This window comes from Pseudofulvimonas gallinarii, assembly GCF_004343305.1.
Classification (GTDB): Bacteria; Pseudomonadota; Gammaproteobacteria; order Xanthomonadales; family UBA2363; genus Pseudofulvimonas; species Pseudofulvimonas gallinarii.
Genome location: NZ_SMAF01000029.1, coordinates 15,570 through 34,195, shown reverse-complemented (window position 1 = coordinate 34,195; position 18,626 = coordinate 15,570). Strand labels below are relative to the sequence as shown.

Here is an 18,626-nt window from a genome sequence, read left to right as displayed (position 1 = left end):
CACCGAGGCCTGATCGACCAGCCCTGGCAACCGAACCCGCAGGCCGTTGCTCAGGCACACCTCCACCCACGGTGAGGACAGCGACACCGGCGCCGACGCCACCTGGATCGGAACGAGCGCACGCGTCACCGGCACATTGGCATCCGGTTCATCGGTGCGAAGCTGTCGGCGCCAGTAGCCGAAACTCGCCAGCGATAGACCCTGTCGCCGGCAATACGCCGATTGGCTCAAACCGCTGGATTGCCACGCGGCCACATGGGCCGCCCAGCGTGTCCGCGTGCTCTTCATCAGTGCGCTCCTTCAAATCCGGAGCACTCATCACACCGCAATCAGCAGCGCGGAAACAGGTGTCGCGACCGGACGCTTACAGATCAACATCAAAATGACATAAGCGTAACACCTTGTCACTGTATAATATCCCTATCAATAGGATGGCGATCACCATCAAGGCAAGGAAAGGCCAGTTCGTGGCTGGAACTGGCCGGGGATCCGTTGCAGGTGTCCCTTGAACCTGCAACGGCAGGACACCAAGCGCTTCTATGACCGTTGGCAACCCGAAAGGAGTAAATCGATAGCGCACAGTGACACTGTAAGTGCCAGGACCAAATGTCCCGATAGGCCAGACATGATTGACTGTTGGAAACGGGCAGAACAACGGGTCAAATCGTCTGATCGCATCGATCAGAACATCGATGGACTGGCCGTTGATGGTTATGGCTGGATTGTTTGCGCCACCTAGAACTCCATCGCACACACCCGTCGTCAGGTGGAGATTGACGACTTGTCCCGGTTGAGCAACCTCCGGGGCGAGCGCGGGCGGGTTGACGAAGGCTCCTGCCGACTGCGTCAATGACACGATAGCGATGAGGAAAGCGAACAGTAGAGGTTTCATTTCAGTCTCCGCGATGTACCTGCACATGCAAGCACATGGTACGCCCACGGGCCAGCATGCTTGGCGGACACACGGAACCAGCGTTTGAAACAGACGGTTTCTGCGAACCATTGACCGCTACGCCAACCAAAGCTGCCAAACACGCCAAGGCAGTCGGATCGGGATAAGCAGGCCGGCATTTCTCGCAGCCGTCCGGCACGAGGGCGTCGAGACTATGGCGTGATGCAGCACGCGGACTAAGAGACAGCAAGGGCGTAATCAACACGATACCGACCCGATTCGAAGGAGCACGCCACGCTACGGCGAGTGCATCGGTAGCCGCAGCAGTAACGTGCAGGAAATGCGGGCTAGATATCGGAGCCAAGCTGTTTCAGCAACTCACTGCGCTGTCGGTTCGACATTGCATCGAACCGCAGGATCAGCCACGCAAGCTGGTCGTCCTCGCAGTGGAAGTAAGGATGGGGAACCTTGAGCGTCTGAGCCACCAGCCTCTCCATCTGATGCCCCGGTTCATGCAGCCCGGTTTCATATCGGTTGATCCGGGCACTGGCCACGCCCGGGTCGAGCCCCGGCGGCCACCCCAAGTCGCCGCTGCGACAAGCCTGCCCGCAAAAAAAACGACGCCTCTTTCAAGCGTCGCGAGAATACGGCTGGGGTGGCGGCTTGACGACCATTGGGCTTACAACTGAGCCTGAATGAAGGGCTCATCATTTTTTTGCCTTGCCGCCGACGCGCATACATCGAGTTTCGTAGTGCACTGCCGAGCGTCCGTCGCCGGAAGAGATCGGTGCGCGCGTCGCCTCCTTGCCGGCAGTCTACTCGTCCCATGCACACCGTTTGGTGCAGCAGCGATCCTACGCCTCGAAACGTGACGCATGTCATCGTATTGGCGAATTGGTCGCCACCGCTGGCCGCGAACCCACAGAATCTCCTGAGATCGCCCCTGCCGTCCGGCTCACGGATCCAACAACTGCCCGCCATCGTGACCTGCAGTCATCAGGCCGACTTCCCACATCAGAATCCGGATACCCTTTCTTTGCCGTGCCGCGTTCTGCCGGGATCCACGCTCCAATGCGCTTGTCACCGCGTCGCGCCGCACATGCTCCGCGTGCCGACCGCCGGGACCGGATTGTCCGCCCGCCGCCGCGACATCGCGCATGGCCAGGCCCGCAGCCATCCCCTGCCGTGAAACGACAACCCCGTCCCTGAGCATTGCCAGATGAAGCGCCACCGGAAACGCGGCATCGCCCTTGCGCTGCTTGCCGCGCTGCTGACGGTCTACCTCGTGAACGCGGCCTGGCTCGCACCGGCCGGCGATGGCCGGCCACGCCTGATCGCGCATCTCGGCGTGCACCAGACCCACAGCAGGCAGGACGTCGACCGCGATACCTGCACGGCAGACCTGATCGAACCGCCGCGACACGACTACATCGAGAACACGATCCGTTCCATGCAGGCCGCCTTCGATGCCGGCGCGGATGTCGTCGAACTCGACGTGCATCCGACCACCGACGGCCACTTCGCCGTGTTCCACGACTGGACGCTGGACTGCCGCACCAATGGCACGGGCCGAACCCGTGACCACGACCTGGCAAGGCTGAAGGCGCTGGACATCGGCCATGGTTACAGCGCCGATGGCGGACGCAGCTTTCCCCTGCGCGGCCAGGGCATCGGCCAGATCCCCAGCCTGGCCGAGGTCTTCGAGGCCTTTCCGGAAGGGCGTTTCCTCATCAACTTCAAGAGCCGTGATGCCGGCGAGGGCGACCGGCTTGCCGTCATGCTGGCCGAGCGACCGTCCTGGCGCGCGCGCGTCTGGGGCGTATACGGCGGTGAGGAACCGGTGGTTCGCGCGACCGGACGCATTGAAGGGCTGCGCGGTTTCACGCGGCCTGGCGTCGAGCGTTGCGTGAAGCGGTATCTGCTGATGGCATGGACCGGCGTGATGCCGGAAGCGTGCGGGAACACGCTGGTCGCCATTCCGGTCAATGTCGCGGCCTGGATGTGGGGCTGGCCCAACCGCCTGCAACAGCGATTCAAGGCGGCCGGCAGCGAGCTCATCCTCACCGGCTCGACCGCGCTGACGCGGCCGCGCACCAGGGGACTGGATTCGCCGGCGTCCCTGGGCGACGTTCCCGCGACGTTCGACGGTTACCTCTGGACCGATCGCATCGAGATCATCGGACCGGCCTTGAAGTCCGGCAGCGCGCGCTGACATCGCGAAAACGGCATCGCGTTGCCGCTATGCTGGACCCACGCCCCGTCAACTGCCGAAGGCACGCCCATGACCCTCGCCGCCACCGCCGTCATCGTGCTGGTCGCCCTGCTTCACCTGTACTTCCTGGTGCTGGAAATGTTCTTCTGGGACAAGCCGCTGGGCCTGCGCACCTTCCGGCTGACGCGCGAGTCGGCCGCCATCAGCAAGACCCTGGCTGCCAACCAGGGCCTCTACAACGGCTTCCTCGCCGCCGGACTGGCCTGGGGCCTCTACCTCGGCGATGCCGGCCGCCACATCGTGCTGTTCTTCCTGGGCTGCGTGATCGTCGCCGGCGTGTTCGGCGCGCTCACCGTCAGTCGCCGCATTCTGTACGTCCAGGCATTGCCGGCCGCGATCGCATTGACGCTGGTGTTGCTCGGACGGAGCTGAGCCCACAAGTCACCCGCCGCGCGTTGCCACGACGGTCGCCGGGAATACTCAGGTCGCCGCGACGGCGCGGTGACGACCTTCGGTCTTCGCCTGGTACAGGGCCTGGTCGGCCAGTTCGAACAGGCGCGCCGCCACCGGTTCCGGCAGACCATCACTGCAGGCCACGCCGATGCTGAGGGTTATCGGGTCGTCGGTGATGCCGCCACTGTCGACGGGTCCCAGCAGGCGCTGGGCAACGTCCCGGGCCTGATCGAGGTCGGCGCCGGGCAGGATCGCCGCGAATTCCTCACCGCCGTAGCGATAAACGGCATCACCGGGACGCAGGTTGCGGTCCAGGTGGCGCGCCACCAGGCGGATGGCCTTGTCGCCGGCGGCGTGGCCATGGCTGTCGTTGAAGCGCTTGAAGTGGTCGATGTCGATGACCAGCAGTGACACCGGCCCGCCCTGGCGGCCGCGAAGGAATTCCAGTTCCAGGTGCTGGTCGAAGGAGCGGCGGTTGAGCAACCCGGTCAGTGGATCGGTGAAGCTGTATTTCTGCAGGTCGCGCACGCGCGCGGAGAGCGCCACCGACAGCAGTGTCATTTCCAGCAGGGAACCGATCTGGAAGCCGTTCTGGGTGAGCACGTTGTTGGGCAGGATGCCGAACGCCTTCAGCATGTAGGCGAACACGGTCAGCAGCATGGCGATCCACGCCAGCATGAAGTAGCGCGCCGGACGGTAGCCCGCGAGCAGTGAACGCGTGCCCATGAACAGGATCAGGGCGGTGACCAGGATGGTGACGTGGGCGATCGGCACCACCACGGTGCCGTACGGCAGCACGAATGAGCCCAGCACGATCAGCCCGGCCATTGCCTGCAGGATCTGTGCGATGCGGTCGCAGCGCGGCAGCATGCGCTGGGCGTCGAGGAAGCCGCGTGTGAACTGCAACGCGAAGATCAGCGACAGTCCCAGCAGCACGACCAGGCTCTGGTTCGCCCAGGCCGGGCTGTTCGGCCACAGGAACTGGTAGCTGAAACCGTTGTGGACGCCGAAATGCAGGCCGAACACCACCGCGTACAGCAGGTACCAGAAGAACACCCGGTCGCGCACGGCCACGAAAATGATGAGGTTGTAGAAGATCAGGGCGATGAAGCCGCCGTAGTAGATGCCGTAGGCGAGCTGCTCGACGCCGACCTGTTCCAGCAGCGGCACGGGCGCGAACAGCTTGAGGCTGATGTCCATGCTGCCGCCGGTGGCGTAGCGCAGCAGGACCGGCACGGTCTCGCCCGCCGGCACGACCAGCTGCGACACGAAGTTGCGCAGGTCGATATCGCGGCTGGCGAAAGGCTTGCGGTCGCCGGTATGCAGGTGGCGCGTGCCACCACGTCCATCTGGCAGCCACAGGTCCAGGTGGTCGATCAGCGGATAGTCCTGGCGCAGCAGCAGCACCGCCGGTTCGCTGCCCGTGTTGTGCACGGCGAAACGCACCCACCACACCGACGTGGAGAAGCCGAAGTTGGGACCGGCGGCGGGCACCGGCGCGTAGCCGGTCGCCCTGCGTGCGGCGTCGAAGTCCAGTTCGCCTTCGACATCCTCGAGGATTTCCAGATGCGGGGTCAGGTCCAGGCGGTCGAAATCCGGCGTCACTTCGACCACGGGTTGCGCCCAGACCCGCGATGCCAGCACCAGCAGCAGGCATGCCATGCCCAGCCGCAACATTCCCTGCGATCGGCCCATCCTCGCCTCGCGTCCCCTCAGCGCGACCCGCGGTCGCCGGTGGAAGTGTAATGCCGGCTCCGCACGCCGATGCAGGTACGGGTCATGACGCCACCGCCTCGGGTACCGGCGCTTCCTGGTCGGCCAGGCGCTGGAACCATTCGGCCACCGATGCGCAGCCATCGCTGCCGGTCAGCCGGCTGGCGATCTCCCAGCCCAGGGCGCGATAGGCCTCGAACTGCGCCTCGCCGAAAAACTGGTTCGAGGTCGGTTCGTCCGGAAACAGCGGGTGGCCGCGCCAGTAGGTGTAGATGTCGGCGCTGAGTCCTTCGCACATCATCGGCCGCAGGTAGAGGATCTGCCCGGTGCTGCCGTCGGCGTAGCGGATGCGGCCAAGGCGCCAGGGCCGCTGCGCGGCGCCGCGCTCGCGCTCGCGCGCGAGGCCATCGACCGCCAGTTCGATCTCGGCGCCGAAATCGACGCGCACGCGTTCAATGGCGCGGCCAAGATCACTGAAATCCAGGTCCGGATCGGCGCCGGCATCGCTGACGACGATGTAGCGCAGGCGACGGCGGATCAGCTCGTAGAGCCCCAGGTTCTCGAAATGGCCGCCGTCGCTGAGATGGATGTGCCGGTGCGATTCGGACAGGCCGATGCCAAGCATCTCGCGGCCCAGCAGTTGCCACCACAACAGGCGCGGCACCCAGCGCGCCGGCGTGCGATCGGGGTTCAGGCCCCAGAAACCCAGCCGCACGTTGAGCAGCGCCATCAGGAAGCTGACCGCGCGGCCGCGGGTCGCATGCGTATCCGGATCGATCGCCGCGGCGGAAATGGTCATCGCGCTGGCCATGGTGCCGGCATCGCCGCCGTAGTCGTCGCTGCGCCGGAATCCGGTCGCCGTCGACCCCAGCCACAGCGGTGTCAGGAAGAAGCTTTCGCCGGCGCGTGCCTGTCGCTTGGGATCGCTGGAGCTGCAGGTGTTCAGGCAGGTGTTGATGACCGGCAACGGCGCGCCATGTTCGGGGCGCAGCCGATGCAGGTGGAACTCCGGTCGCGGCTCCGGGATGCCGCCTTCGACGCGCGGCATGAAAGCGCCGAGCAGGCGCGAACGGTAGTAGGCGAACATCGACACGCGGTTGACGTCGCAGGTGAAGGCGAACAGCAGCGAGAGTCCGAAACAGACCGCGAAGGCGGTGCTGGTGACGACGTCGAGTTCCACCGCGAGGTAGTAGCCGAGCAGGATCACCCCGTACACCAGCAACGCCAGGCCCAGCATCGCGAGGCCCTCGCGACCGGCGCGCGCCCGTGCCTGCCCGACCAGCAGCAGCACGGCACCCAGGGCCAGCGCGGCGGCATAGTCGAGATGGATGCCGGCCTGGCGCATCCAGTCGCTGGAGGCACCGGCGAGCGCGGCATCGCCCGAGCGCGCCGCGAGCGGAATCAGTCCGAGTCCGATCAGTCCGACGGACAGCATCAGCAGCTTGCCCATGAACAGGCGCAGGGTCCGGACCATGCCCTGCGAACGGGCGCGCAGGCTGCCGACGATGAACCCGAAAACCACCGCGACCAAGGGAAAGGCCACCAGCATCCACAGGCCGGCACGCAGTAGCAGCCAGAAGCCGTCGTGACCGGCCGGCGCCGCCTCGCCCGACCAGGCCAGCCAGCCCGGCCATTCCGCGGTCCACCAGTCGCGGCTGAGCAGCCAGAGCAGGAGCAGCAACGGTGGCCCCAGCACCAGCAGGTTCAACAGCGTCGCCGCCAGGATCGAGGCGACCAGCGTCCACATCGAGAAGCCCTGGAACGCGATGAGGAACTTGCCGTTGAGGCGCAGCCAGTCGAGGACGTTGCCGGAACCGTCGGCCAGGCACGCCTTGAAAACGTCGTCGCCGGCCGCTGGCAGCACGTGGCGCAGCCAGTGGAAACAGTTGGCGATGTAGCCGCCACCCGACACCGAGGACAGCACATCGACGCGGCGCAGCAGGTCGGCCCTGGCCAGCGACTGCAGCAGGCCGAGGTTGAACACCGCCGAGCGGATGCCGCCCCCGGACAGGGCAAGGCCGACCTCGTCGTCATCCGGGGGTGGCAGGCCGGCAGCCGCACGGCGTGCACGCAGCCACTCGCGCTCGTCGCCGTGGACGCGGCCGGGGTCGCGCGTGAACGTCGCGTCCTGCGATCCATGCGCGTTCATGGCGCAACCCCCGGCAGGCCGCAGTCGGGCGACTGGAAGTCGGCGGGCGTCTCCGGATCACGATGCACCTTCAGGTATTCCACCAGCGCCCAGCGCTGTTCATCGCTGAACGCCGGGCCGATCACGCCGGGCGGCAGCGGATTCGCCCGAGGGTCGGCGCGGTGATTCGCCCAGGTCTGCGCGTCGGCGCTGAAACCGTGGCCGGCGTTGCTGTTGCCCTTGACCGTGGTATCCAGCCAGAAGCCGTCGTCGGTGCCATCCTCGTCCGGCTCGGTGACATAGCCGACATGCAGCGGGTCGTAGTCGCGACGCCCGACGAAAAAGCGCTTGCTGCGCCGGTCGGGCGGCAACAGCATCTCGTAGAGGCTGGGCACCGAGCCGTTGTGCAGGAATGGCGGCGTCGCCCACACGCCCGCCAGCGGACGCGGCTTGTAGCCGGCGATCTGCTGCGGCAGGTCCAGCGTGCCGAAGCCTTCGATGCACTGCTGTCGCGTGTAGTCGATGCCGTTCTCGCGGTAGTAGCGGTTCTTGATCAGCAGGCCGAGCAGGTTGAGGCCTTCGCCTTCGGTCAGCGAGGCCGGTTCCAGCCGCGCCAGCTGCCGTTCGATGTCCGCTTCGGCACCGGTGACGTCCCAGGCCAGCCAGTCGGTGTGGCAGTCAAGGTCGCATTCCCAAGGCAACGGCGGCGCCTGCGTCGGTGCCGGCGATGCAAGCGCCAGTTCTATCGCGGCGAAGCTGTCGCGCGGCAGGAAGGGCTGTGGCTGTGAATCCGGATCCGGGTAGGCCTCCAGCAGCGCTTCCAGCAGCGTGACGTCCATGCCCAGCGCGCGGCGGCCGTCGATGACTTCCCGCAGCCGGTAACGCGCATCGCGCGCCAGCTGCCGGACCAGCAGCGGACGCAGGAGGCCGGCGATTTCATCGCGGTCCAGGCCGGCCGCGGTCAGGTCGTACCGGCGGTCGATGAACGCGCGCGCGGCGGTCGCGTCGGTGCCGATGTGGTCGACATCGATGACCTCGATCCGCCACTGCGCCCACGGTCCGGGCTTGCCCGGCGCCTCGGCCTGCTGCTGCGCCGCGCTCGCGACGTGCGGGCCGTGGCAGTGGCGGCAGTGGCTTTCGAACAGTTCGCGACCCTGCTCGACCTTGGCCGGGTCGACCGCGCCAAACAGGTCCTCCGGCCAGGCCGGCGGCTTCAGGTGCTGCAGCGCGTGCTCGATGCGCACCAGGTTCGGCACCATGACCGAGCTGTCAAGCCGCTGGTCCTTCGGCAGCGGATTGCCGTAGGTATCGGTCAGTCGCAGTACCGCGCCGACACCCATCGCCTCGCCGACGTTGCGCGCCAGCGGCTGGCTGACCGAACCGTTGTACTGCACCCAGTCGAACTTCCAGATGTTCCACAGATACGGGTAGCTGACCGGCGCGTCGGCGACCTGGTAGTTGCCGGGCACCAGATGGTCGCCGAAGGCGGTGTTGGCGATGCGTCCCAGCGCATCGGTGCGACCGAAGCCCTCGCGCACCGGATACAGGTGGCGCAGCGGATTGTTCTGGCCGGTTTCCAGCAGAGCCTTGATCGTGCTCCACAGCGCCTCCTTGAGCGCGGACTTGCCGGCCGGATAGCGCGCGCCGATCACCTTGCGGGCGAAGCGATTGAACTTCGGCGGGTTGAAGTAGGTGGCGATCAGTGACGCCGCCAGCGTCGGCGCGAAGGAACCGCGCTGCATGTCGGTGAAGGCGTGCATCGCCTGGCCACCGTCGATGCGCAGTGCGACACGACGGCCGTCGGCACGCGGATAATGCAACTCGCCGGTGTGGCAGGCCGAGCAGGTGATGTCGAGGACGTATTCGCCGATGGCAGGACTGAAGTGGCGCGTGAACCCCACCGGCAGCTGGTCCGGATTCGCCGGCGTCGATTCCGGATCGACCAGGAAGCGGTAGCGGCGCATGTGTTCGGGATCGGCGAAACGCGCGGTGCCGAACGGCATCTCCAGGTGCACGAACCAGTCGTAGCGCATCGCTGTGGTCAGCACGCCCTGCGGCAGCGAGGTGCCCTGTGGCGTGTAGTACCAGAGCTGCCGCTGTGGCGCATCCATCTGCGTGCCCCAGCCCTGGTCGGCATAGACATACTCGTCGATGGGCTCGTAGGCGGGGATGGTCGAGGCCGGCAACAGCACGTAGAGCGTGAAGGCACCGACTGCGAGGATCAGCAACACCAACACCACCCACAACAGCCAGCGCAGCAGGCGGCCCAGCGGTACCGCCATCAGGCGCTGCCATTGGCGCACAAGAAAACGCGGCTGCGCTGCCGCGCCGTCAATGTTGCTATTCATGCGTTGTCCCCTTTCAGCGGCGCAGGCCGTCTCCCGCCGCAACTCTAGCAGGCCGGGACCGCCGTTGCGTCCTGTCGCTCAACGAGCGCGAACGATCACTGCTGCGCATCGATCGCCGCGGCACATACCGGCGCGCATTCAAGGGCACGGCCCGTCGTCGGTGCAGGAGATGGAGCACAGGCTCATGGCAACGCCACGGCGATGCACTCGCCTGCGTTGCGGTCGTGGCTGCGGGCGACGAGTCAGTCGACGGTGGGCGTGCCGGCCAGGCGGGTGCGCGCCTCGTGCAGCAGCGGCGGCAGTGGGCAATGCAGCGCGGCGCAGGTGGTGCGCAGCAGTTCGGCCTCGGCGACGTCGATGCGGCCGTCGTTCGCCATCGCCTGCGTCATCGCCGCGATCAGCATCGACTTGGCGACAGGACCGAGCTGGTCGAGCTCGACCAGCGCAGGGCCCAGCCGCAGCGACCAGTCCAGCGGCAGGTCGAACTTCAGCGTGATGCTCTGGCCCAGTTCGGCCAGGCCGGCGGCGAACGCGCGTTCGGCAGCGCGACGGTCGTCGGGATGACCGACATCGGCCAGCAGCGACAGCACCAGTCCGATCGCGGGCTGCACCGCCGGCAGCGACTTGCGTCCTTCCTTGGCGTCGCGGGGCGACAGTACTTCGTCGATGTGCTGGCGCAGCAGGAAGCCGAGGCAGAACTCGAACAGGCTGACGTTGCGGTCGGCGACCACCAGCGCCTGCACGACGTCGGCCGTATCGCGCAGATGGCCGGCCGGCATGCGCCGCAGCGAGGAGAAGGCGATCTCGGCGATCGGCAGGCGCTGCATCGGATGCAGGGCGGCCGTCAGGCGCGTGAGGGCATCGGCATGCTGAGCGGCCCTGGCGTCGAATTTCTCCGCCACGGCTGCCAGCTGCGCTTGGCGGATCGCGCCCGGCTCGGCCAGCAGCAGGGCGGCGAGCACGGGCATCGCCAGGTCGGGCTGGTGCGCCGCCTCGTCAAGGCCGGCGGGCAGCGAATCGTGCAGCAGCCCGGCGGTGCGGTAGTCGTCGGCGCCCGGGCTGCCGACCTGTTCGAGGACGTCCCCGGGTGCGAGCGCCGCGGATGCGGCCGCGGGCAGGCCGGCGATGATCACCGGCGCGGGAATGGCAGCGCCGGCCGGACCCAACACGCGGGTGAATTCCAGGTCCGGCAAGGGTGCGCGGCGCTCTTCGGCCGCGGTCCGTACATCGGCGCTCTTCTGCTGCCGGATCCATGCGGTCAGGTCGGTCAGCTTGAAGCCCGGTTCCAGCGCGCGGATGCGTTCTTCCAGCGGCGGATGCGTGGCGAACAGCTTCGAATAGCCGACGCCATCGCCGAACATCATGTGGCTGACCTCCTCGGCATCTGTCGCCTCCAGCGTCGAGCCGTGGGCATGGGCGGCGATCTTCTTCAGGGCGCCGGCCAGGCCGGCGTTCTGCCGCGTGAACTGCACGGCGGAGGCGTCGGCCAGGTATTCGCGCTTGCGCGAGATGCCGGCCTTGATCATGCGGGCGCAGAACAGGCCGATCGAGCCGATCACCAGCAAGGCGACGCCGAACATCACGATGCCGCCGGAATTGCGGCCGCGTGCACGCATCAGGATGCGGCCGATGACGGCGAGGAAGGTGATGCCGGCGAGCCAGCCGATCAGGCGCAGGTTCAGGCGCATGTCGCCGTTGAGCACATGGCTGAACTCGTGCGCGATGACGCCCTGCAGCTCGTCGCGGCTGAGTTGTTCGATCGCGCCGCGGGTGACGCCGATGGCGGCGTCGGTGGTGCGCAGTCCGGCGGCGAAGGCGTTGATGCCCGGTTCGTGTTCGAGCACGAAGATCTGAGGCACCGGCACGCCGGAGGCGATGGCGATCTCCTCGACGACGTTGCGCAGGCGCTGGTGGTGGCGGTCGCGGCTGGACGGGGGGATTTCCGTACCGCCCAGGCTGCGCGCGACCGCCGCGCCGCCTTCACGCAACTGGATGGTGCGGAACAGGCTGGCGCCGGCGATGGCCGCCACCGTAAGCCCTCCGGTCCAGGCGATCACCTTCCAGTTCGAGAACAGGATGCCCTTGCCCTGGGCGACGCGTCCGCTGTCGCCCAGGCCGAGGAACACCATCAGGACCGCCGTCACCGCCACCACGATGGCGATGACGGCAATGCCGAACAGGATGACCAGCCGCTGGCTGTCGCGGCGCGCCAGTCGCTGGCGCTCGAAGAAGTTCGTCGCCATCGCCGTTCAGACGCCTGTGCGGGGATCAGCCGAAATCGACGCGCACGGCCTTGCGCATTTCCTCGTTCTCGATCTCCAGCAGGCTGGCCGGCTGGAACGCGAACGTATTGGCGATGAAGCTGCTCGGGAAGACCTCGCGCCGGTTGTTGTAGTTCATCACGGCGTCGTTGTAGGCCTGGCGCGCGAACGCGACCTTGTTCTCCGTCGAGGTCAGTTCCTCGCTGAGCTGCATCATGGTCTGGTTGGCCTTGAGGTCCGGATACGCTTCGGACAGCGCGAACAGTCGACCGAGGGCGCCGGACAGCTGGTTCTCGGCACCGGACAGCTGCTGCATGGCCGCCGGGTCGCCCGGATTGCCCTTGGCCTGGCCGAGGCCGCTGACGGCGGCGTTGCGCGCCTGGATCACGGCTTCCAGCGTCTCGCGCTCGTGCGCCATGTACTTCTTGGCGATCTCGACGAGGTTCGGGATCAGGTCATAGCGACGCGTCAGCTGGACGTCGATCTGCGCGAAGGCGTTCTTGTACGCGTTGCGCGCCATGACAAGGCCGTTGTAGATGCCGACGGCCCAGAGCACGAGGCCGACGATTACCGCGAGAATGACCCAGGACATGTTCGACCTCCTGTGAATATGGATTGCCGTTGCGGCTAAGATGCGGCCAGTCGTCCGCGCGCGCCGAAGAATACCATGCGTTTCCTGCCGTACATCGCCGCCGTCTGCCTGTTCGCCGGGGTCACACCGGCAATCGGCGCCGCCCCCGATCTGGTCGGGCGCGCCTCGATCGCCACGCCGCTGCCGCCGGAGCAGCAGCGGGTGCAGTCACTGGCCAGCGACATCAGCGACCTGATGAAGCGGATTGCCGACGTGCCGCAGGTGGCCGGCCTCGCCGGCGTCGTCGTGCACGAAGGCCGCGTCCTCATGGCCGAAGGCGCCGGCGTCACCGACGTGGCCAGCCAGGCGGCCGTCGATGCCGACACCGTCTTCCGGCTCGCCTCGCTGTCGAAGGCGTTCGCCGCCACGGTCGCGGCGCAACTGGTGCAGGAAGGCGTGCTCGACTGGGACATGCACGTGCAGCCGTGGCTGCCCGGCCTGGCGCTGGCGAATCCGGAAGACACCAGCCGTCTGACCCTGCGCGACGTACTCAGCCATCGCGTCGGGCTGCCCTTCAACACGCTGGATCGCCGCCTGGAAGCCAACGAACCCTATCCGGTGCTGGTCGAGACGCTGCAGTCGATCCCGATGACCTGCAGCGTCGGCGACTGCTTCGGCTATCAGAACGTCGCCTTCAGCCTGATCGGCGACATGGTGTTCGCGACCACCGGCAACTTCTATTCGTTCCAGGTCGAGAAGCGCATCTTCACGCCCCTGGGCATGCACACCGCCACGCATGGCCGCGAGGCGCTGGAGTCCAGCAGCAACTGGGCACGCCCGCATGTGCTCCGGTCGGGGCGGCTGACGCTGGAGACCCCCAAGGACACCTACTATCGCGTCGCACCCGCGGCCGGCATCAATGCCAGCGCCAAGGACCTGGGCCAGTGGCTGATCGCGCAGATGGGCGGTTTCCCGGACGTACTGCCGCCGGAACTGCTGGCCGAGCTGCATACGCCGCAGGTCGAGACACCCTACGAGATCCGCGGCACCGGCTGGCGCACGCAGCGCCTGCGCAGCGCCTCCTACGGGCTGGGCTGGCGGATCATGGATTACGCCGGCGAACGGATGATCTTCCATGCCGGCGCGGTGCAGGGTTATCGCGGCATGATCGGCTTCCTGCCCGACCGCCGCTTCGGCGTCGCCTTCGTATGGAACAGCGAGAGCTACGTGCCGGCCGGCCTGCTGCCGGTGGCGATGGACCGCTACCTCAACCTGCCCGAAGTCGACTGGATCCAGCTGGACCGCGTGCTCCATGCACAGCGGCCGGCGACGACGCGCCGCACGCAGCGGCGCTGAAGGCCGGCTTCGGCAGCGACCTTCTGCCGGCGGACGACCAGGAGTCACGGATCCCGCGCGTCCCCTGCCGCCTGCGGGAATGGCGATGCGTGACGCCCGTGCTCGCGTCGATCCGTGACGCCGCAGAACCGGAACGGAGGCATTGCACCGACTGCCGACCGGTCGGCTCGCGGCACGGATGCGGTCGGTCTTCCGGCCTGTCTGCTTGCCCGTTCTCAGCAAGCCGGTTCCGGCTACCGTCCGCATGCGCTGCGGCGCTCGGCCGGTCCGACCCGGTGCTGCTTCCACATGCGCCGTACCTGCATCCCGCGGTTCCCGGAGGTGATGACCGCACTCGCGGCTGACGCTGCGCGTCGGCGGCCACGCTGCAAGGGATCACCGCCGTGCGTCGATACGCGCCCGACATCAGGTATCGCCGCCCGTGGCCAGCGTGCAAGGCATCTGCGATGGCTGCCGATCGACGCACGTGTCCCGGTCCTGCCGCGGCGCCACTGGAACGCATGCCGCGATCTCATTGCGGTTCCGCGGCGAGCACCATCCCTGCACCTGGATGCGGCTTCGCGACGGTGTTCATGCCGCGACCTGGATGCGGCCTCGCGACCGCGCTCATACCGCGAGCTGGGGAACCGGTGTTCGACAGCGTTCTGGCGCACGCTGTCCTGGGCGCGGCTCCGTCGGACATCGACCCGCTCGCGGACGGTCGTTGCCGACGGCGGGCGATGGTCCCGACCGCCCTGCCAGCACGCGTCATGAAAAAGGGCGGCCTGGGCCGCCCTTCCCCTGGCTTTCCGTGTTGGGGACCGCCGTCAGTCGAGACGGAAGTCGAAACGCTGGCGCAGACGCGAGACAACCGGCTGGCCATTCTCGTAACGCGGCTCGAAACGCCACTGCTGGATCGCACGCGTCGCGGCACGGTCGAAGATGCGCGCCGGACGGCTGGCGACGACCTGCGCCTCGCTGACCGAACCATCGACGCCGATGGTGAATTCCACTTCCACCCAGCCCTGCTGGCGACCGCGCATGGCTTCACGCGGATATTCCGGATCGACGCGGGCGAGGATGCGCGCTTCGCGGACCGCCGGGGCCGCGGCCGGAGGCGCAGCCGAAGCGGTCGTCGTGGTCGTGGTACGCGGCGTCGTGGCCGGCGACGGCGTCGGTGCGGCAGGCGCCGACGTCGTAGTCGCCGGTGCGGCAGGCGATGTCAGGCTGGCGAGGTCGGACGCCGGTTCGGCGGCCGGCGCCGGCGCCGGCGCGGGTTCCGGTTCATCGGGCGTGGCCGTGCCCGCGGCGGCGGCTGCGGCCTGTGCCTGCTGGCGCTGCTGCGCGGCGGCTTCGGCGGCCGCGGCGGCTTCACGCGCACGATCGATGCGCTGGCGCAAGTTCACCACGGTGAAGGAGTTCGGGTTCGACACCGCCAGCAGATCCGCGAGGCGGCTGGCATCGTCGAAGTCGCCGGCGGCCACCGCCTGGTCGGCGCTGCTGACGGCGATGCCGTAAAGGTCGTTGAGCGCTTCGCGCGCCGACACGTTGCCGGGATCCTGCTCGAGGACGGCGAGGTAATACTGGTAGGCGTTGTTGTTGGGCGGCGAGACCATGCGGCTCTGCGCCATCGCGGTACGCGCCTGGGCGAGCAGCGCATCGATATTGCCGCGCGACCCGCCATCGGTTGCCGGTCCCGTCTGGATGGCGCCCAGTGTCTGCAACTCGGTTCCGCCGGTGAACATGCGGATGCCCAGCACGACAGCCAGAATGGCAATGATCGCGATCAGCGCGATGATCAGGCCGCGCTGAAGTCGATCGATGGGATCTCGGGACTGCTGTGCCATACCGGGTACCTCCTTTCCCTGTAACCCGTTGTTTTACCCGTTCGACCTCGTCCGGGCAAGAAAACAAATGTGTCTTGCCGACGGCCGCGCGGGCGGCCCTGCGGCCATCGGCGCAGCCGCTACGGCCTTACTCGGCCAGCGGGCAGACGATGCGCGTCACCCGTTCGTCGGCTGCGGTGTCCCCCGGATCACTGACGTACACCGAGCGTATCGGGCCGGCGCGGCGAAGACCCTGGGCCGTCACGTAGGCGTCGAGCTTCACCATGGCCGCATCGAGGCCGTCGTACGGTCCGACATGCTCGATGACGAAGGCGCGCGACGCCGGGATGCGCAGCAGGCCGACGCCTTCGCTTTCCTGCACGGCACCGGCGACGCGCACCGGCAGTGCCGCCTGGAAGCGCCAGGTCGCCGCACCGGGTTCGCTGGTCAGCGTCAGCGGCTGGCCGATGATCTCCAGGTCCTGCGCGGCGGCGAACGCCAGCAGCCGGCCATAGAGATCGCCGAGCGTTGCGGCGGCGGCGTCCATGTCGCCGGCCGGCACCTCGCCATCGGCGACGATGGCGTCGAAGGCGGAGGTGGTCATGTCGGCGACCTCGAGGTCGCTGAAATCGACGTCGGGTCCGGACTCGACCAGCGTCTTGAGCCGTCCGAGCCCCTTGTCATAGTCGGCGCCGATGTAACGCGGCATCAGCAGTCCGAACCAGCGGGCAAGCGGTCCATTCAGCGCCGTCTCGAAGGTCCACTCCACGCGGCTGGCGTCGCCGTCGCCGCTGATCAGCAGCAGGGCCCGCGCCGGATCGGGAAAGCCTTCGAAGGCGACTTCGGTTTCCACGCGCGAGGGCGCTTCGCTCGACACGATGCGCAGCGTGCCACTGCCGGCGGCATCATTGCCCGACCAGTGCAGCGCCGAACCGGCACCCCGCTCCGGTCCTTCGTGACGGTAGGTCGCGGACGGATCGAGATCGAACCACGGCGACCATTCATTGAACCGGTGCAGGTCGTTGACGACGGCGAAGACCTGGCCGGCGGGCCGGTCGATGCGGACCTGGCGCGAGATGCGCGCGCGATCGGGCAACAGGTAGGCACCGAGAAAAAAAACGACGGCGAGCAGCAGGAACAGGGCGATCAGGAACTTCAGCAGTCGTTTCATGGCGACGGATCGTCAGGGGCCGGGTGCGCCATTACAGTGCGGCACCGTCATGAGCACAAGGGCGGCCCGGACTTAGTGAGCGCGACGGCGCGACGGACGCAGGTGGACGTCAGCGCCTAGGACATGGGTGCCGGGACATGCGGTCGCGGCGAGGCGGCCACAACGGGTCGGGGAATCCGGGGAGACTGGAAAGGCGGATACGGACGGCACCGCCTGGTGGAACTGCCCTCCCCGCGCTGGGCGACACGGGGAGGGTGGCAAGGGTCATGACGTCGGCGAAGCCGACGCTTTATTACTGCACGGTGCTGCTGAGGACCGGGGCGATCGGCGTCGTCACCGGCTTGACCGCCTTCTTCACGGCAGGCTTGGTCTTCTTCGCCGGACGCTTGGCCGCCTTCTTGGCAGCCGGCTTGCGGGCCGCCTTCTTGGCAGTGGCCTTCTTCGCCGTTGCCTTCTTCGCGGTCGCCTTCTTGGCTACCTTCCGGGTCGCCTTCTTCGCGGTCGCCTTCTTGGCTACCTTCCGGGTCGCCTTCTTGGCGGTCGCCTTCCTGGCGGTGGTCTTCTTGGCTACCTTGCGGGTCGCCTTCTTGGCGGCCTTCTTGGCGGTGGCCTTCTTGGCGACCTTCTTCGTTGCCTTCTTCGCGGTGGCCTTCTTCGCCGTCGCCTTACGGGCGGTGGTCTTCTTGGCTACCTTGCGGGTTGCCTTCTTGGCCGTGGCCTTCTTTGCAACCTTCTTCGTTGCCTTCTTGGCGGTGGCCTTCTTCGCAACCTTCTTCGTTGCCTTCTTGGCCGTGGCCTTCCTGGCTGCAGGTTTCTTCGCAGCTTTCCTGGTAGTTGCCATAGACGTCTTAGCTCCTCGTTAGTGGTTGTGTGTGTTGCCCAGTGAAACTCGAACGCAGCAAACGCCGGGCGGCCGGTTGGTGGAGTTATGGGGATGGTCGGCCGACCGACGTGGATGAAAGTCGGGGATGGTGGGCGGTGCGCGGCTGGGCTGCCGCGTCATTCGTTCTGATTGTCAGCTGCAGGGACCGTTTCGGCACTGTTCTGAAGCTCTCTGGACCGTCGCCACCGGGTTGCGATCCGTGGGTTGCGCAGAAACTAATCACTTGCATCCACGGTGTCAATCGTCTAGACGAAGATTCCGTCATTTTTTTCTCACGTCGATCATCGCTTCATCCGCAGCGGTCGTGACAATGATCGTTCGCGTGTTCCGGAAAACGATGCCGATGCCGCTGGAGCGCGCTCCGGAAACCTTCATCCCGATGCGCGCCGGTCGCGATGCATCGCTGCGATCATTCCTCGCCTTCGATCAGTTCGGCGTAGGCGTCCGGATCGAGCAGCTCTTCCAGTTCGCCCAGGTCGCTGGCCTTCACGACGAAGATCCAGCCTTCGCCGAAGGCATCCTCGTTGATCGTTTCGGGCTTGTCGGACAGCGCGGCGTTGACCGCGACGATCTCGCCGGACACCGGCGAATAGACGTCGGACGCCGCCTTCACCGACTCGACGACGGCGCAGGCGCTGCCGGCATCGACGCTGTCGCCGACCTGCGGCAGTTCGACATAGACCAGGTCACCGAGCAGTCCCTGGGCGTGATCGGAGATGCCGACCGTCACCGTGCCGTTGTCCTCGACGCGGGCCCATTCGTGGCTCTTGAGGAACTTGAGGTCGCCAGGTATCTCGCTCATGTTGCTGCTCTCCGGGGTCGTTGGGGAGGAT

Annotated in this window: 15 protein-coding genes; 3 read left to right on the top strand and 12 right to left on the bottom strand. The window is 67.0% G+C overall.

Translation table 11 applies throughout. From position 1 onward, the window contains the following. From tnpA to EDC25_RS15065, 3 genes are all read right to left on the bottom strand, one after another. Positions 1–288: IS66 family insertion sequence element accessory protein TnpA (gene tnpA, locus EDC25_RS13470; RefSeq protein ID WP_132577685.1), on the bottom strand; the 288-nt coding region annotated here is incomplete at its 3' end. Between the two features lie 76 nt (positions 289–364). After that, a complete protein-coding gene (locus tag EDC25_RS13465) occupies positions 365–892 on the bottom strand; it encodes a hypothetical protein (RefSeq protein WP_132577684.1) in 528 nt (175 codons plus the stop codon). A 347-nt stretch (positions 893–1,239) separates the two neighbouring features. Beyond that, positions 1,240–1,377: a hypothetical protein gene (locus tag EDC25_RS15065; RefSeq protein WP_240639580.1), complete on the bottom strand. Its 138-nt coding sequence runs from the start codon at positions 1,375–1,377 to the stop codon at positions 1,240–1,242. A gap of 734 nt (positions 1,378–2,111) precedes the next feature. On the opposite strand from EDC25_RS15065, the gene EDC25_RS13455 reads away from it, so the two are divergent. Beyond that, a complete protein-coding gene (locus EDC25_RS13455; RefSeq protein ID WP_123521045.1) occupies positions 2,112–3,104 on the top strand; it encodes a glycerophosphodiester phosphodiesterase family protein in 993 nt (330 codons plus the stop codon). Between the two features lie 69 nt (positions 3,105–3,173). Beyond that, the gene (locus EDC25_RS13450) at positions 3,174–3,536 is read left to right on the top strand and encodes a DUF1304 domain-containing protein (protein ID WP_123521044.1); all 363 of its coding nucleotides are present in this window, start codon (positions 3,174–3,176) and stop codon (positions 3,534–3,536) included. A gap of 48 nt (positions 3,537–3,584) precedes the next feature. Here the strand turns inward: EDC25_RS13450 and EDC25_RS13445 are convergent, their stop codons facing one another. From EDC25_RS13445 to EDC25_RS13425, 5 genes are all read right to left on the bottom strand, one after another. Continuing rightward, complete coding sequence (locus tag EDC25_RS13445; protein ID WP_165910914.1) at positions 3,585–5,252, bottom strand: diguanylate cyclase; 1,668 nt, start codon at positions 5,250–5,252, stop codon at positions 3,585–3,587. 82 nt (positions 5,253–5,334) lie between these two features. After that, positions 5,335–7,419 carry a patatin-like phospholipase domain-containing protein gene (locus EDC25_RS13440; RefSeq protein WP_123521042.1) on the bottom strand — a complete coding sequence of 695 codons (2,085 nt, stop codon included), beginning with the start codon at positions 7,417–7,419 and terminating at the stop codon, positions 5,335–5,337. Further along, the gene (locus EDC25_RS13435; protein WP_205984862.1) at positions 7,416–9,746 is read right to left on the bottom strand and encodes a di-heme-cytochrome C peroxidase; all 2,331 of its coding nucleotides are present in this window, start codon (positions 9,744–9,746) and stop codon (positions 7,416–7,418) included. Before EDC25_RS13435 ends, EDC25_RS13440 begins: the two co-directional genes overlap by 4 nt. 242 nt (positions 9,747–9,988) lie before the next feature. Then, positions 9,989–11,989 (bottom strand): M48 family metallopeptidase, encoded by a 2,001-nt coding sequence (locus EDC25_RS13430; protein WP_123521041.1) that lies wholly within the window; start codon positions 11,987–11,989, stop codon positions 9,989–9,991. Between the two features lie 25 nt (positions 11,990–12,014). Continuing rightward, complete coding sequence (locus tag EDC25_RS13425) at positions 12,015–12,599, bottom strand: LemA family protein (protein WP_123521040.1); 585 nt, start codon at positions 12,597–12,599, stop codon at positions 12,015–12,017. A 75-nt stretch (positions 12,600–12,674) separates the two neighbouring features. On the opposite strand from EDC25_RS13425, the gene EDC25_RS13420 reads away from it, so the two are divergent. Continuing rightward, positions 12,675–13,934 carry a serine hydrolase domain-containing protein gene (locus tag EDC25_RS13420; RefSeq protein WP_123521039.1) on the top strand — a complete coding sequence of 420 codons (1,260 nt, stop codon included), beginning with the start codon at positions 12,675–12,677 and terminating at the stop codon, positions 13,932–13,934. Positions 13,935–14,740: 806 nt separating this feature from the next. Here EDC25_RS13420 and EDC25_RS13415 read toward each other — a convergent pair. The 4 genes from EDC25_RS13415 to gcvH all read right to left on the bottom strand — a co-directional run bounded on the left by EDC25_RS13415 (position 14,741) and on the right by gcvH (position 18,595). Continuing rightward, positions 14,741–15,760 (bottom strand): energy transducer TonB, encoded by a 1,020-nt coding sequence (locus EDC25_RS13415; RefSeq protein WP_132577683.1) that lies wholly within the window; start codon positions 15,758–15,760, stop codon positions 14,741–14,743. Between the two features lie 127 nt (positions 15,761–15,887). Then, positions 15,888–16,910: an SRPBCC family protein gene (locus tag EDC25_RS13410; RefSeq protein WP_123522291.1), complete on the bottom strand. Its 1,023-nt coding sequence runs from the start codon at positions 16,908–16,910 to the stop codon at positions 15,888–15,890. A gap of 292 nt (positions 16,911–17,202) precedes the next feature. Continuing rightward, positions 17,203–17,751, bottom strand: coding sequence for a hypothetical protein (locus EDC25_RS13405; RefSeq protein ID WP_123522290.1), 549 nt, complete (start codon positions 17,749–17,751; stop codon positions 17,203–17,205). A gap of 451 nt (positions 17,752–18,202) precedes the next feature. Continuing rightward, a complete protein-coding gene (gcvH, locus tag EDC25_RS13400) occupies positions 18,203–18,595 on the bottom strand; it encodes a glycine cleavage system protein GcvH (protein ID WP_123522289.1) in 393 nt (130 codons plus the stop codon). Positions 18,596–18,626 lie beyond the last annotated feature (31 nt).

What these genes read in the sequence shown, in the direction of transcription:
- EDC25_RS13465 (WP_132577684.1), bottom strand. Translation starts at nt 892, where the DNA reads ATGAAACCTCTACTGTTCGCTTTCCTCATCGCTATCGTGTCATTGACG.
- EDC25_RS13455 (WP_123521045.1), top strand. Translation starts at nt 2,112, where the DNA reads ATGAAGCGCCACCGGAAACGCGGCATCGCCCTTGCGCTGCTTGCCGCG.
- EDC25_RS13450 (WP_123521044.1), top strand. Translation starts at nt 3,174, where the DNA reads ATGACCCTCGCCGCCACCGCCGTCATCGTGCTGGTCGCCCTGCTTCAC.
- EDC25_RS13445 (WP_165910914.1), bottom strand. Translation starts at nt 5,252, where the DNA reads ATGGGCCGATCGCAGGGAATGTTGCGGCTGGGCATGGCATGCCTGCTG.
- EDC25_RS13440 (WP_123521042.1), bottom strand. Translation starts at nt 7,419, where the DNA reads ATGAACGCGCATGGATCGCAGGACGCGACGTTCACGCGCGACCCCGGC.
- EDC25_RS13435 (WP_205984862.1), bottom strand. Translation starts at nt 9,746, where the DNA reads ATGAATAGCAACATTGACGGCGCGGCAGCGCAGCCGCGTTTTCTTGTG.
- EDC25_RS13430 (WP_123521041.1), bottom strand. Translation starts at nt 11,989, where the DNA reads ATGGCGACGAACTTCTTCGAGCGCCAGCGACTGGCGCGCCGCGACAGC.
- EDC25_RS13425 (WP_123521040.1), bottom strand. Translation starts at nt 12,599, where the DNA reads ATGTCCTGGGTCATTCTCGCGGTAATCGTCGGCCTCGTGCTCTGGGCC.
- EDC25_RS13420 (WP_123521039.1), top strand. Translation starts at nt 12,675, where the DNA reads ATGCGTTTCCTGCCGTACATCGCCGCCGTCTGCCTGTTCGCCGGGGTC.
- EDC25_RS13415 (WP_132577683.1), bottom strand. Translation starts at nt 15,760, where the DNA reads ATGGCACAGCAGTCCCGAGATCCCATCGATCGACTTCAGCGCGGCCTG.
- EDC25_RS13410 (WP_123522291.1), bottom strand. Translation starts at nt 16,910, where the DNA reads ATGAAACGACTGCTGAAGTTCCTGATCGCCCTGTTCCTGCTGCTCGCC.
- EDC25_RS13405 (WP_123522290.1), bottom strand. Translation starts at nt 17,751, where the DNA reads ATGGCAACTACCAGGAAAGCTGCGAAGAAACCTGCAGCCAGGAAGGCC.
- gcvH (WP_123522289.1), bottom strand. Translation starts at nt 18,595, where the DNA reads ATGAGCGAGATACCTGGCGACCTCAAGTTCCTCAAGAGCCACGAATGG.